This is a genomic window from uncultured Shimia sp. (assembly GCF_947498095.1).
Classification (GTDB): domain Bacteria; phylum Pseudomonadota; class Alphaproteobacteria; order Rhodobacterales; family Rhodobacteraceae; genus Shimia.
Genome location: NZ_CANMJE010000005.1, coordinates 163552 through 175977, shown reverse-complemented (window position 1 = coordinate 175977; position 12426 = coordinate 163552). Strand labels below are relative to the sequence as shown.

Annotated in this window: 14 protein-coding genes; 11 read left to right on the top strand and 3 right to left on the bottom strand. The window is 58.7% G+C overall.

The features are described 5' to 3' along the window. Positions 1-109: 109 nt before the first annotated feature. The 3 genes from Q0932_RS11045 to Q0932_RS11035 all read left to right on the top strand — a co-directional run bounded on the left by Q0932_RS11045 (position 110) and on the right by Q0932_RS11035 (position 2339). Positions 110-697, top strand: a complete 588-nt coding sequence (locus Q0932_RS11045) for a DNA-3-methyladenine glycosylase I (protein WP_299352448.1) — start codon at positions 110-112, stop codon at positions 695-697. Continuing rightward, on the top strand, positions 694-1560 hold the full coding sequence (locus Q0932_RS11040; RefSeq protein ID WP_299352445.1) for a glycosyltransferase family 2 protein: 867 nt from the start codon (positions 694-696) through the stop codon (positions 1558-1560). Before Q0932_RS11045 ends, Q0932_RS11040 begins: the two co-directional genes overlap by 4 nt. Positions 1561-1640: 80 nt before the next feature. After that, entirely contained in the window at positions 1641-2339 is a 699-nt protein-coding gene (locus tag Q0932_RS11035; protein WP_299352443.1) for a metallophosphatase domain-containing protein, read from the top strand. 6 nt (positions 2340-2345) lie between these two features. On the opposite strand, the gene Q0932_RS11030 is transcribed toward Q0932_RS11035, so the two are convergent. Then, the gene (locus Q0932_RS11030) at positions 2346-2942 is read right to left on the bottom strand and encodes a TlpA disulfide reductase family protein (RefSeq protein WP_299352440.1); all 597 of its coding nucleotides are present in this window, start codon (positions 2940-2942) and stop codon (positions 2346-2348) included. 27 nt (positions 2943-2969) lie between these two features. On the opposite strand from Q0932_RS11030, the gene argH reads away from it, so the two are divergent. The 7 genes from argH to hisG all read left to right on the top strand — a co-directional run bounded on the left by argH (position 2970) and on the right by hisG (position 8891). Next, positions 2970-4361: an argininosuccinate lyase gene (gene argH, locus Q0932_RS11025; protein WP_299352437.1), complete on the top strand. Its 1392-nt coding sequence runs from the start codon at positions 2970-2972 to the stop codon at positions 4359-4361. A gap of 380 nt (positions 4362-4741) precedes the next feature. Continuing rightward, positions 4742-4876 (top strand): hypothetical protein, encoded by a 135-nt coding sequence (locus Q0932_RS11020; RefSeq protein ID WP_299352434.1) that lies wholly within the window; start codon positions 4742-4744, stop codon positions 4874-4876. A gap of 59 nt (positions 4877-4935) precedes the next feature. Continuing rightward, positions 4936-5127, top strand: a complete 192-nt coding sequence (locus Q0932_RS11015) for a hypothetical protein (RefSeq protein WP_299352431.1) — start codon at positions 4936-4938, stop codon at positions 5125-5127. Positions 5128-5182: 55 nt separating this feature from the next. After that, positions 5183-5509: a DUF2834 domain-containing protein gene (locus Q0932_RS11010; RefSeq protein WP_299352428.1), complete on the top strand. Its 327-nt coding sequence runs from the start codon at positions 5183-5185 to the stop codon at positions 5507-5509. 120 nt (positions 5510-5629) lie between these two features. Beyond that, positions 5630-7120, top strand: a complete 1491-nt coding sequence (gene hisS, locus Q0932_RS11005) for a histidine--tRNA ligase (RefSeq protein WP_299352425.1) — start codon at positions 5630-5632, stop codon at positions 7118-7120. Beyond that, a complete protein-coding gene (locus Q0932_RS11000; RefSeq protein WP_299352422.1) occupies positions 7120-8205 on the top strand; it encodes an ATP phosphoribosyltransferase regulatory subunit in 1086 nt (361 codons plus the stop codon). Before hisS ends, Q0932_RS11000 begins: the two co-directional genes overlap by 1 nt. Beyond that, the gene (gene hisG, locus Q0932_RS10995) at positions 8202-8891 is read left to right on the top strand and encodes an ATP phosphoribosyltransferase (protein WP_299352419.1); all 690 of its coding nucleotides are present in this window, start codon (positions 8202-8204) and stop codon (positions 8889-8891) included. The genes Q0932_RS11000 and hisG overlap by 4 nt, the downstream gene beginning before the upstream one ends. Positions 8892-8894: 3 nt before the next feature. Here hisG and Q0932_RS10990 read toward each other — a convergent pair whose 3' ends face one another. Beyond that, positions 8895-9353, bottom strand: a complete 459-nt coding sequence (locus Q0932_RS10990; RefSeq protein WP_299352416.1) for a cupin domain-containing protein — start codon at positions 9351-9353, stop codon at positions 8895-8897. A gap of 110 nt (positions 9354-9463) precedes the next feature. Beyond that, the gene (locus Q0932_RS10985; RefSeq protein WP_299352413.1) at positions 9464-9895 is read right to left on the bottom strand and encodes a DUF1489 domain-containing protein; all 432 of its coding nucleotides are present in this window, start codon (positions 9893-9895) and stop codon (positions 9464-9466) included. Between the two features lie 175 nt (positions 9896-10070). On the opposite strand from Q0932_RS10985, the gene Q0932_RS10980 reads away from it, so the two are divergent. After that, positions 10071-12350, top strand: coding sequence for an adenosylcobalamin-dependent ribonucleoside-diphosphate reductase (locus Q0932_RS10980; RefSeq protein ID WP_299352410.1), 2280 nt, complete (start codon positions 10071-10073; stop codon positions 12348-12350). Positions 12351-12426: the final 76 nt, after the last annotated feature.

The following is a 12426-nucleotide window of genomic DNA, read 5'->3' as shown; positions in this document are numbered from 1 at the left end:
ATGCTCCTCATGCAAGCGGGTGTTGCAGTTCTTGCCAGAATGTCGCCAAACTCATGAACAGGATCTTAAGGTCCGAATTTGATGAAAACTGTCGACATGAGGTGTTGTGATGACAGAGCGATGCGGCTGGGCTGGGGCCGAACAAATCTATCTGGACTACCACGATACCGAGTGGGGCATGCCGGAATATGACAGCCGCGCCTTGTGGGAAAAGCTGATCCTTGACGGGTTTCAGGCAGGGCTGAGCTGGATCACCATCCTCAAGAAGCGCGATAATTTCCGTGAGGTATTTCAGGGGTTTGATCCCAATATCATCGCCGGATGGGGCGAGCCGGAGGTGCTGCGGTTGCTGGACAACCCCGGCATCATCCGGCACCGGGGAAAGATTGAGGCCACGATCGGCAACGCTCAGGCCTGGCAACGCATCGAGCAGGCAGAGGGTTTCGACCACTTCCTCTGGAAATACGTGGATTTTGAACCCTTGCAAAACCGGTTTGAAACCTTGGATGAGGTGCCGGCATTTACAGATTTATCGACTCAAATTTCGAAGGATTTGAAGAAAGCCGGGTTTCGGTTCTGCGGGCCGACCATTGTCTATGCCTTTATGCAGGCGATGGGCATGGTGAATGACCACCTGATGACCTGCCCCGCGCGGGGCCCTTACAGCGCGGCCGCACGTCCGAAAGGCTGGCAATGAAGATTGCCGCCCTGACCATGGTCTATCGAGACTATTGGGCCTTGTCGCGCTGGTATGCGCAACACACACGAGAGCTGGGCGCTGAGAATCTTTTTGTTGTGTCACATGGGGTCGACCCGAAGATTGCCGAGATTTGCCCCGAGGCGCGAATTTTCACCGTCTTGCGGGACGATCTGGCGCATTTCGACCGCGTACGAGGGCGCATGCTGGACGTTTATGTCACGGATCTTTTGCAGGATTACGACTGGGTCCTCCGTACGGATGTGGACGAAATCCTGTGTTACGATCCGGCGCTACATGATGGGCTGAAGGATGTTATTGCCAAATCCGAGACGCCTGTGGTTTGGGCCTTGGGCTTTGACGTGGTCGAGATGGCAGATGCCAAGCCAATTGATGAGGGCCCCGCATTGGGCCAGCGCCGTGATGCGGTCTTTTCGGGGCACTATTCCAAGGCGGTTGCCACGCGCGTTTCGGTGCCATTCCGGTTGCACGGCGTGGATGTCGGGACCGAGAATTTGCAAGAGTTCCCGTTTCATATGCCGCGTGGATTTTATCTTGCGCATCTTAAGTTTGCCAATGCTCAGGCGCTGGCCGAGGCGAACGCGGTGCGTCGTGCCGTAGCCAATGCCGAGGGCAGGGGGTTGCCGGGCGCCGCGTGGCAAGACCCCGAGGCCGAGACGCAAAAGGTCTATGATGAGATGGCCGTGATGCGCCTGAAGCCTTGGGCACGGGCCGAAGAGAAAGCCTGGCGCAAGCTAGGCCAGAGCCCGGCGCGGATGGATCGGTTTGGCGTGGTGCGCGCCCGCAAGTATCGACCCGATTTCCGCACCCAGTTGCCTGAGGGGTTCAAGGATCAGGGTTAGCGGCCAACCCTAACCCCTGCTGCCGTTCATTTAGATATGGGACCTAGACAGCGACTGGCGGGCCGTGATGATCTGGGGCCATGAAGATCGTCATCATCAGTGATACGCATGGGCGCCATGCGGACCTTGGCCAGCTCAGCGGCGATGTGTTGATCCATTGCGGCGATTTTGAGCACTTGTTCCGGCAAGAACCCGGGATGATCGCAAGGATGGATGATTGGTTCGGGCAGCAGGATTTTGACCATATCCTATGTGTCGGCGGGAACCATGACGTGCAGCTTGAGCACGCGGTAAAGGCGGGCGGTGAGCCGTTTCGCAATGCCACCTTTCTGCATGGGCGCGACATCGTGATTGAGGGCCTGAAGTTTTACGGCGCATCCTGGGTGCCGGATTTGAGCGGACATGCGTTTTTTGCCGATGATTCGACGCTGAAACGAGCATGGGCTGAAATACCGGGCGACACGGATGTGCTGATCACCCACACGCCACCGGCCGGAGTGCTGGACGTTTCAAGCCGTGGTTTGATGTTGGGCTGCCCGCATCTCGCCGAGCGGCTGAATGACGTTCGGCCAAAGCTGCATTGTTTTGGCCATGTCCATGCAAGCGCGGGGCATTTGGTGCGTAGCGGTACAACCTTTGTGAATGCAAGTTCCGTCAACAGCGCCTTTGAAATTGCCCATATACCGGTTGAGCTAAAGCTGAGCGCAACATCAACTGCGCCCCGCAAACGCGGTTGGATCAGCCGAACGCTTTCATCATGGGCCGGGCGAAGAGGATAGCGAGCGTTAGCTTTCGGACGCAATCAACGCCCGAAGGATCGCCTTGGCTGACGCGCTGGACCAGTCGGCATCACCGGTCATGCGGGCGATTTCCTTGCCGTTGCGATCGAGGATCATCGTGGCTGGCAGACCCAGAACCGCCATCTCGCGTGCAATTTCTTGCTGGGGGTCGCGATAGAGCGGCAGGTTATTCACACCAATCTCGTCAAAGAATTTCTCCATCGCGGGCAGGGGGTTACGCCCAGTGGCGAGCGTTACGACCTGAAAATCCTCGCCGCCCAGTTCGCTTTGAAGTTCCGAAAGCATCGGCATTTCCTTGCGACAAGGCGCGCACCATGTGGCCCAGAAATTCACTAGCACGATCTGCCCCTGAAACGAGGCCAATGACATAACCGTGCCATTCTGGCTTTCAAAGGGAATGCTGGACGCCGCGCGCTGGTTACCATGCACGATCAGCTTGCGCATGTCGCCTTTGCGCATGTCGGCGATGTCGGTGTAATCGGTGGGTGACCCCTGCGACGCGGGATCGCGCAGGGTAACAAACCCAATGGCAGCAATTGCGATTGCGGCAAGGCCCATGTAAACCAGCGCGGACTTTGACATTACTTCATTCCCTCCGAAGGGCATATCATGACCAAAAAGACCTCGAACCAGATGTGGGGCGGCCGCTTTGCCGCTGGACCGGATGCGATCATGGAGGCCATCAATGCCTCGATCGAGTTCGACCAGCGAATGGCGGCACAGGATATTGCCGGTTCTCGGGCCCATGCGGCGATGCTCGCCAAATCGGGCATCCTGACAGATAGCGATGCTGACGCCATTCGGGAAGGGCTTCTCACGGTGTTGTCAGAGATTGAGGGCGGCACGTTTGAGTTTTCCACCGCGCTGGAAGACATTCATATGAATGTCGAGGCTCGGCTGAAAGAGATTATCGGCGAACCTGCCGGGCGGTTGCACACGGGCCGCAGTCGGAATGACCAGGTCGCGACCGACTTTAAACTCTGGGTGCGGGATCAGATCGACGCCGCGATTGGTGGGATCGACGCGCTGATCCGTGCGTTGTTGGTGCAGGCCGAAGCGGGGGCCGAGTGGGTCATGCCCGGGTTTACCCATCTGCAAACCGCGCAGCCGGTCACATGGGGACATCACATGATGGCCTATGTCGAGATGTTCGGCCGCGACATGAGCCGTTTTCAGGATGCGCGGGCACGGATGAACGAATCTCCGCTGGGTGCGGCGGCCTTGGCGGGCACGTCCTTTCCAATTGATCGGCACATGACTGCCGAGGCGCTGGGCTTTGACCGTCCGGCGGCCAATTCACTGGATGCTGTGTCGGACCGGGATTTTGCGCTGGAGTTTCTGGCGGCCGCGTCAATCTGCGCGATGCACCTCAGCCGTTTTGCCGAAGAACTGGTGATCTGGTCCTCGGCTCAGTTCCGGTTTGTGACGCTCTCGGACCGTTTTTCGACCGGCTCATCCATCATGCCGCAAAAGAAGAACCCGGATGCCGCCGAGCTGATCCGTGCCAAGATCGGCCGGATTTTTGGGGCAAATGTGGCTTTGATGACGGTGATGAAGGGTCTGCCGCTGGCCTATTCCAAGGACATGCAGGAAGACAAAGAGCAGGTCTTTGATGCTGCAGACAACCTGATGCTGGCGCTTGCTGCGATGCAGGGCATGGTCAAAGACATGTCGGCCAACCGCGAGTCGCTGGAAGCAGCTGCCGGCAGCGGGTTTTCCACGGCCACAGATCTGGCTGACTGGCTGGTGCGGGCGCTGAACATGCCGTTCCGCGATGCACACCACGTGACCGGAACCTTGGTCGCGATGGCCGAAGCACGGGGGTGCGATCTGCCGGACCTCAGCCTAGAAGATATGCAATCTGTTCACGACGCGATCACCGATGACGTCTTTGGTGTATTGGGAGTGCACAACTCTGTCGCATCGCGCATGTCCTATGGTGGGACGGCGCCGAAACAGGTTCTGGCACAGGTGGCGGCCTGGCAAAAGCGACTGGGATAATTCGGACCCTCTGCGTCGTGGCGCTGCTGGCAGTGACAGCATGCGATCCGGGTGGTGCGCCGAACAACACATCGGCGCATGGCCCAAAGCCGACGCCAACTGAGACTGGCGTGAGTGTCAGCGGTTCAGCGCGTGTCGGCGTGGTATACGGTCAATAGTGTCGCAATTGACTTTGGAGTTTTCCGGCCCATCTCCATAAGGTGATTGGCATTGTGAGATCTGATATGAAAAATATGGTCATTGCGTTGGGACCGGTGGGGCTTTTGGCCGCCTGTCAGACAACGAGTGCGAGCCAGACCGCAAGGCCCGGGTATAGTGCCAGCGGTATGTGCAACGGTGGCGCGCATTGTGGCGGCTATCGCTAGAGACATGAGGGTAAGATGAGAATTGCATTTCTGTTTTTGATCCTGACCGGTCTGGTAGCGTGCCAGACGACGGGCACACCAACGGCCCGGCCCGGCTATTCGGCGAGTGGCATGTGCAACGGCGGCGCGCATTGCGGCAATGGCCGCTAAATGGTGACGGCGGGCATGTTTTCAGGTACTCTGGGCCCAACCTGACAAGGAATGGTAAGATGCGGATTTTTGGCCTTTTGGGCGTGCTGCTGGTTCTGGCGGCATGTGGTGTCGATGGTGAACCCGAAGCCCCGACAATGAACGGAACGGTTGGCCTGTCTACCGATGGCGCGTTTGGGGCTGTTTCTGTGACCCGTGGGCCGGTTTCGATCTCGATAGGCTCGGGCCGCGGGTGCTATTCCTGCTACTGACCCTACGCCTTACTGACGAGCCCCGCCTGTTACCCCGGGCCAAGAGGATATTCTCATGTCACTGCTGCGTTTGATTTTTTTGGGACTGGCCATCTGGGGTGCCCTGCATCCGATGGCCTATTTTGGCCCTTACGTGATCGAAAGCGGCATCAGTCTGCAAACCTTGGACGGGTTGGTGGCGGAGTGGAAGGCCAATGAACTGGTCACCGGCCTTTATTGGGACTTGGTCATTTCGGCGATTGCCCTGACCGTCTGGATTCTGGCCGAAGTGTCGGTGCGCCGGAACTGGTTGGCCTTGATCGCGATTCCCGCGACCTTTCTGATCGGGGTCAGCTGTGGATTGCCGCTCTACTTGTTTCTGCGGTCGCGTCCCATCCAATAATCTCCTGAACTCTCGTACGTTTTCTTCTGCCGCGGCGCTGTGTTGCAGAGGGTTTGCTTGCCCCCGCGCGGGGCATTGGGTAAACGCCATGTCGAACCTTATCCCATAGGGACCATGACCATGGCCAAGCAGAAAAAAGCCCCCCGCCCCAAGGCGATCACGCCCAAGGGGTTCCGCGACTATTTCGGCAGCGAAGTTTCCGAGCGCGCCGAGATGCTGCATCAGATCGCCGGGGTCTATCATCGCTATGGCTTTGAGGCCTTGGAATCGAGTGCAGTCGAGACCGTCGAAGCGTTGGGCAAGTTCCTTCCGGACGTGGATCGCCCCAATGAAGGCGTCTTTGCCTGGCAGGAGTATGACGAGAACGACAACGGCGACTGGATGGCATTGCGATATGACCTGACCGCCCCCCTGGCGCGTGTTTATGCGCAGCACCGCAATGATCTGCCCACGCCCTATCGCCGCTACGCGATGGGGCCGGTTTGGCGCAACGAAAAGCCGGGGCCGGGGCGCTATCGCCAGTTCTATCAATGTGATGCAGACACGGTTGGTACGTCCAGCATGGCTGCCGACACTGAGATTTGCGCGTTGTTGTCGGACACGTTGGAAACCGTTGGCATTCCGCGCGGGGATTATCTGGTGCGCGTGAACAACCGCAAGGTTCTGAACGGCGTGCTGGAAGCGATGGGCCTGCCGGACGGCGAAGGCGCGCGCGACAACGTTCTGCGGACCATCGACAAGTTTGATAAAGTCGGCGAAGCGGGCGTGCGCGAATTGCTGACTAAGGGGCGTCTGGATGCCTCGGGGGCTTTCATCGATGGCGTGGGCCTGAGCGACGATCAGGCCGAACCTGTGCTCGCCTTTTTGACTTCTAAGGCAGATGACGTTGCCAAGACATTTGAGAACCTGCGCGGCGCGGTCGGTGGATCAACCATCGGGGCCGAGGGCATTGCCGAGTTGGAACAGATCGGTGAACTGTTGGCTGCGGGCGGTTATGGTGCCGACCGGATTGAGATTGACCCCTCCGTGGTCCGTGGTCTGGGATACTACACCGGGCCAGTTTATGAGGCCGAGCTGACCTTTGAAATCTTTGACGAAAAGGGTCGCAAGCGCCAATTCGGTTCGGTTGCCGGGGGTGGGCGCTATGACGATCTGGTCAAACGGTTCACAGGACAATCTGTGCCTGCGACCGGTGTATCGATCGGCGTTGATCGCCTGTTGGCGGCGTTGCGCGAAAAGGGTCGGATCGGGGGCCGTGTCGAAGGGCCGGTGGTTGTCACCGTAATGGATCGTGACCGCATGGTCGACTATCAGACGATGGTGGCCGAGCTGCGCAATGCAGGCATTCGCGCCGAGGTTTATCTGGGCAACCCCAAGAACTTTGGCAATCAGCTGAAATATGCGGATCGTCGGGGCAGCCCCATTGCCGTGATCGAAGGTGGTGATGAAAAGGCCAACGACGTGGTGCAGATCAAGGACCTGATCCTTGGCGCCAAGATCGCCGAGAGCGCGACCCATGAAGAGTGGAAAGAACGCCCCAGCCAGTTCGAAGTGCCGCGCGACCAATTGGTCTCAAAGGTGCGCGAGATTCTTGAGGGTCAGGACGACTGATGCCAAACAAGGCCAGAATTCGCGCTCGCGCTGCCGAGTTACGCGCGCTATTTGAAGCGGCGGGTGCCAGCCCGGTTGAGACGTCTTTGCTGCAGCCTGCCGAAGTGCTGCTGGACCTCTATGGCGAAGACATTCGCGCCCGCGCCTATATGACCTCGGACGCGGTGCGTGGTGAACAAATGCTGCGGCCGGACTTTACGGTACCAGTTGTGCAGATGCACATGGATCACGGCGCGGAACCTGCACGCTACACTTACGCGGGCGAGGTGTTCCGGCGGCAAGAGGATGATCCCGACAAGCCCAATGAATACACGCAAGTGGGCTATGAGGTGTTTGACCGCGAAAACCCCGCTGCGGCAGATGCCGAAGTGTTTGCGGTGATCCGCAAGGGTTTGGGAAATCTTGGCCTGCGCGCGGCAACCGGGGACATTGGTGTTCTGAAAGCCGCAGTTTCCGGGCTGTCCACGACGGAGCGGCGCAAAGACGCGTTGTTGCGCCATATCTGGCGCCCACGCCGGTTCCGGGCGTTGCTTGATCGGTTTTCGGGTCGTAGCCCGGTGCCTGCCAGCCGCACGGCCTTGCTGGCGGCTGCGGATCCGATGGCACATGACTTTGCGCGTATCGGTCTGCGGTTGGACAGTGAAGTGGCGGCCCGGATCGAGGCGCTGCGCGAGGACGCAGAGGCCGCGCCAATCTCGGGAGGCGAGGTGGAACTGATTGAGGCCATCCTGAACGTTCGCGAAAAGCTGCCCTATGCGTTGGAGCATTTGCGCGACATCGCCGTGGATATGCCCGCGATCACTGAGGCGGTGTATTGTCTGCAGGACCGCATTGCCGCCTTGCAGGCGAGAGATGTTGATATTGAGACGCTTGAGTTTGAGGCAAGCTATGGGCGCACCTCGATGGAGTATTACGACGGGTTTGTCTTTGGTTTTTACGCCGAGGGTCGCCCGGATTTGCCCCCGGTGGCCACGGGTGGGCGCTACGACGCGCTGACGCGGGTTTTGGGGCAGGGGCGTGAAATCCCGGCGGTGGGTGGGGTCATTCGCCCCCGCCTGCTTTTGGAATTGGAGGGCGCACTATGACCATCAAGCTGGGTGTCCCGTCCAAAGGGCGGCTGATGGACAAGACCTTTGATTGGTTTGGCGCACGTGGCGTGTCGCTGTCGCGTACCGGATCTGATCGCGAATATGCCGGGGCCGTTGACGGCATCGAAGGTGTTGAGCTGGTGTTGCTGTCGGCCGGAGAGATTCCGCGGGAACTGGCGGCGGGACGCATTCATCTGGGCGTAACCGGCACCGATCTGGTGCGCGAAAAGCTGGCCCGCTGGGAGCAGCAGGTTGAAGAGGTGGCGCCTTTGGGCTTTGGTCAGGCAGACCTGATCCTTGCGGTGCCGAATTGCTGGGTCGATGTCGACACGCTGGATGATCTGGATGCCGCCGCCGCGGCATTCCGGGCGCGGCATGGGTTCCGCCTGCGGATCGCCACCAAATATCACCGTCTGGCACGTGAGTTTCTGCAGCAAAACGGCGTCGCGGATTACCAGCTGGTCGACAGTCAGGGCGCGACTGAGGGCGTGGTCAAGAACGAAACCGCTGAGGCGATCGCTGATATCACTTCAACCGGTGAAACGCTGCGGGCCAATCACCTCAAGATCATGAGCGATGGGCTGATGCTGAAATCACAGGCCACACTGTGGCGCAGCCGTGTGGCGTCTTATGACGACAATGATCGGGTCGTTTTGAACGCGCTTCTCGACAAACTGGCGTAGCGCTCAGAGAGGCGGGCCGACAAAGGTTTGCCCGTGCTCTGTGGCGATCTGTTCCATATCGTGCATCGTCAATTCAGATTTTGTGCCTAAGGCGCCATGCAGGGCACGAAACATGGCTTCCATCTTTAGCGCGGGTGAAAAGATATAGCGCAGGCGTCCCGGTTTGTTGCCGACGTTCTTGAAAGCGTGCGCTGTGCCTCGCGGTACAAAAGCCACATCGCCCGGCGACATGTGATGCAGGGTGCCATCGATTTCCACATCAAAATCACCATCAAGAAAGAGGAAGGTCTCGTCCTGATCATGATGAATGTGCCGCCCCGGCCCGACGCCCGGCTGAACGATGTCTTCAAAGATTTCCAGAGTGCCGCCGGACTGCGATCCGGTCAGCAGGATTTTGAGCGTGATGGCACCGGGAAAATCCAGAGTGTCGGCGGATGCATAGTCTGTGTGGATTGGGGTCATGAGTGGCCTCCTGTTGCTGGGCTGCAAAGTAAGAGACACTAATTGGCGGCATAAGGCCGATGGGTGCACAGGGTCTGTGCATGTGAGAAAACTTGGTCGCAGTTTGTGGTTTAACGCACGCCGATTTCTGCCAGCGCCGTAGCCAGTTCAACGGGCAGGTCGTCCTCGGACGCGGTTTGATCACGCAGGTCTGCGGGGCTGTCCTCGGGTTTCAGGTAACGCCAGCCTTGAAAGGGGCGGCGTAGGGCCGTTGCCGTGCGGTGGACGGTTGGATCGAGTACGATGGCGCAGCGGCGGATGCCATCCGAGCCGATCACCTCATCCAGTCGTAAGATCTTTTGGCGGCATTGGATCGCCCCCTTGATGACCCAGTAGATCGATCCGCCAGCCAGGATCTCGGCCTCGCGTTTGGGCCACATACGGGTCACGTGACGTGGCAAACCATCATCGGTCTGAGCGCGGCGAGTCGCTTGCCACGTGGACATTGAGTCGACGCTTTCAGATCCGACAGACAGCTTTACCAGATTGATGAATTTATCCACAGGTTACTCACAGATTCGTCCCAAGGTGACCCTTTATATTGTAGTTCGGTGTGGCTCGACAGCAAGCAGTTGTGTTTTTTGTTCCGTGAAATGTCGCAGAGTGGGTTCCCCGGCAGGATAGTCTGGGCTAGTGTGGGACCCTCTTTCAAAGACAGATAAATCTGGGAATCACACGATGAGCCGTTTTGCCGCCCCAATTGCTGAGTCCATCTGGGACATGAAGTACCGCTTTAAAAAGGCGGACGGCAAACCGATAGATCTGACAGTCGAAGATTCCTGGCGCCGTATTGCGCGTGATCTGGCCAAGGTCGAAAAGTCACCGGAAGACTGGGAAGACAAATTCTACGCAGCGCTTGAAGATTTCAAGTATCTGCCCGCAGGCCGTATCACCGCAGGCGCTGGCACGGCGCGCAACGTGACCCTGTTCAACTGTTTTGTCATGGGCACGATCCCCGACAGCATGTCTGGTATTTTCGACATGCTGAAAGAGGCCGCGCTGACCATGCAGCAGGGTGGTGGTATCGGCTATGATTTCTCGACCATACGCCCGCGTGGGGCAGATGTGCTGGGTGTGGCGGCAGATGCCTCGGGGCCGCTCAGCTTTATGGATGTGTGGGATTCCATGTGTCGTACAATCATGTCTGCCGGATCGCGCCGGGGGGCCATGATGGCCACCATGCGCTGTGATCACCCTGACATTGAATCCTTCATCACCGCCAAATCCGACCCCGCCCGCCTGCGCATGTTCAATATGTCGGTGCTGGTCACGGATGCCTTTATGGAAGCGGTCAAAGCGGATGGCCCGTGGGAGCTGAAGTTCAAGGACAAGGTCTATCACACCGTCGATGCCCGTGATCTGTGGAACAAGATCATGCAGTCGACCTATGACTATGCCGAACCAGGCGTGATTTTCATCGACCGCATCAACCAGATGAACAACCTCAGCTATGTTGAGACCATCGCCGCCACCAATCCCTGCGGTGAACAGCCCCTGCCACCTTATGGCGCCTGTCTGTTGGGGTCGATCAACCTCGCACGGTTGGTGTCAAACCCGTTTGAGGCCAATGCTGAGCTGAACCAGGGCGAGTTGGATGATCTCGTCGCCACCGCCGTGCGGATGATGGACAATGTGGTGGATGCCTCGCGCTTTCCGCTTGAGGCGCAAGCACAAGAGGCGCAGGCCAAGCGCCGCATTGGGTTGGGTGTGACCGGGCTGGCGGATGCGCTGCTGATGCTGGGCCTGCAATACGGAACGGAAGAGGCTGCCGCCCAGACCGAGGCGTGGATGAAAGCCATCGCGCGGGCGTCTTATCTGGCGTCAGCCAACCTTGCCAAGGAAAAGGGGGCTTTCCCGCTGTTCGACAAGGACAAGTATCTTTCCGGCGGGCTGGTCGCGGAGATGGACGAGGACGTCAAAGCCGCCATTGCCGAGCATGGCATCCGCAACGCTTTGCTAACCTCGATCGCCCCCACCGGCACGATCAGCCTTTATGCCGGCAACGTGTCTTCGGGGATCGAGCCGGTCTTTGCTTATGCCTACACCCGCAAGGTGCTGCAGAAAGATGGCTCGCGGACTGAAGAAGAAGTGGTGGATTACGCCGTGCAGATGTGGCGCGACAAGTTTGGTGACAAAGAGTTGCCCGACTATTTCGTCAACGCCCAGACGCTGGACCCTGGCGCCCATGTGCGCATGCAGGCCGCTGCGCAAAAGTGGATCGACAGTTCGATTTCCAAGACCATCAACTGCCCTGAAGACATCGACTTTGAGGCTTTCAAAGACGTCTATATGCAGGCCTGGGATACAGGCTGCAAAGGCTGCACCACCTACCGTCCGAATGACGTCACCGGATCGGTTCTGGCCGTGTCGGAAACCTCTGAAGCGGCCCCCGGCGAACAGCCTGCCGATCACGTGGCTGATGGCGAAGTCATTTACATGTCCGAACCGCTGGAACGTCCGCAGTCCCTGGAAGGCGCCACTTACAAGCTCAAATGGCCAGACAGCGAGCACGCGATATACCTGACGGTGAATGACACCCTTATCAACGGCCACCGTCGCCCGTTCGAAGTTTTCATCAACTCCAAGAACATGGAGCACTACGCCTGGACACTGGCCCTCACCCGGATGATTTCCGCGGTGTTCCGCCGTGGCGGAGACGTGTCGTTCGTGGTCGAAGAGCTGAAGGCCGTGTTTGATCCGCGTGGCGGTGCATGGATGGAAGGCAAATACATCCCGTCGATCCTCGCCGCGATTGGCGGCGTAATCGAGCGTCACATGATTTCCATCGGCTTCATCGAAGGCGAAGGCATGGGGCTCAAGACCGATCCTCAGGCCGAGGTCATGGCCGTGGGCGAAGCTCCTCGGGGCAAATCCTGCCCGTCCTGTGGTCAGTTCGACATGCGCATGATCGAAGGCTGCATGACCTGCGGCTCGTGCGGTCATTCCAAATGTGGGTAAGGCCGCTGCGCCGGGCGAGCGTTGATCTAGTTTTGATCTGAGAAACGATGCTGGCCGTCAGAATAATCTGGCGGCC

Coding starts and splice junctions, on each gene's coding strand:
- Q0932_RS11045 (WP_299352448.1), top strand. CDS start 110: ATGACAGAGCGATGCGGCTGGGCTGGGGCCGAACAAATCTATCTGGAC.
- Q0932_RS11040 (WP_299352445.1), top strand. CDS start 694: ATGAAGATTGCCGCCCTGACCATGGTCTATCGAGACTATTGGGCCTTG.
- Q0932_RS11035 (WP_299352443.1), top strand. CDS start 1,641: ATGAAGATCGTCATCATCAGTGATACGCATGGGCGCCATGCGGACCTT.
- Q0932_RS11030 (WP_299352440.1), bottom strand. CDS start 2,942: ATGTCAAAGTCCGCGCTGGTTTACATGGGCCTTGCCGCAATCGCAATT.
- argH (WP_299352437.1), top strand. CDS start 2,970: ATGACCAAAAAGACCTCGAACCAGATGTGGGGCGGCCGCTTTGCCGCT.
- Q0932_RS11020 (WP_299352434.1), top strand. CDS start 4,742: ATGAGAATTGCATTTCTGTTTTTGATCCTGACCGGTCTGGTAGCGTGC.
- Q0932_RS11015 (WP_299352431.1), top strand. CDS start 4,936: ATGCGGATTTTTGGCCTTTTGGGCGTGCTGCTGGTTCTGGCGGCATGT.
- Q0932_RS11010 (WP_299352428.1), top strand. CDS start 5,183: ATGTCACTGCTGCGTTTGATTTTTTTGGGACTGGCCATCTGGGGTGCC.
- hisS (WP_299352425.1), top strand. CDS start 5,630: ATGGCCAAGCAGAAAAAAGCCCCCCGCCCCAAGGCGATCACGCCCAAG.
- Q0932_RS11000 (WP_299352422.1), top strand. CDS start 7,120: ATGCCAAACAAGGCCAGAATTCGCGCTCGCGCTGCCGAGTTACGCGCG.
- hisG (WP_299352419.1), top strand. CDS start 8,202: ATGACCATCAAGCTGGGTGTCCCGTCCAAAGGGCGGCTGATGGACAAG.
- Q0932_RS10990 (WP_299352416.1), bottom strand. CDS start 9,353: ATGACCCCAATCCACACAGACTATGCATCCGCCGACACTCTGGATTTT.
- Q0932_RS10980 (WP_299352410.1), top strand. CDS start 10,071: ATGAGCCGTTTTGCCGCCCCAATTGCTGAGTCCATCTGGGACATGAAG.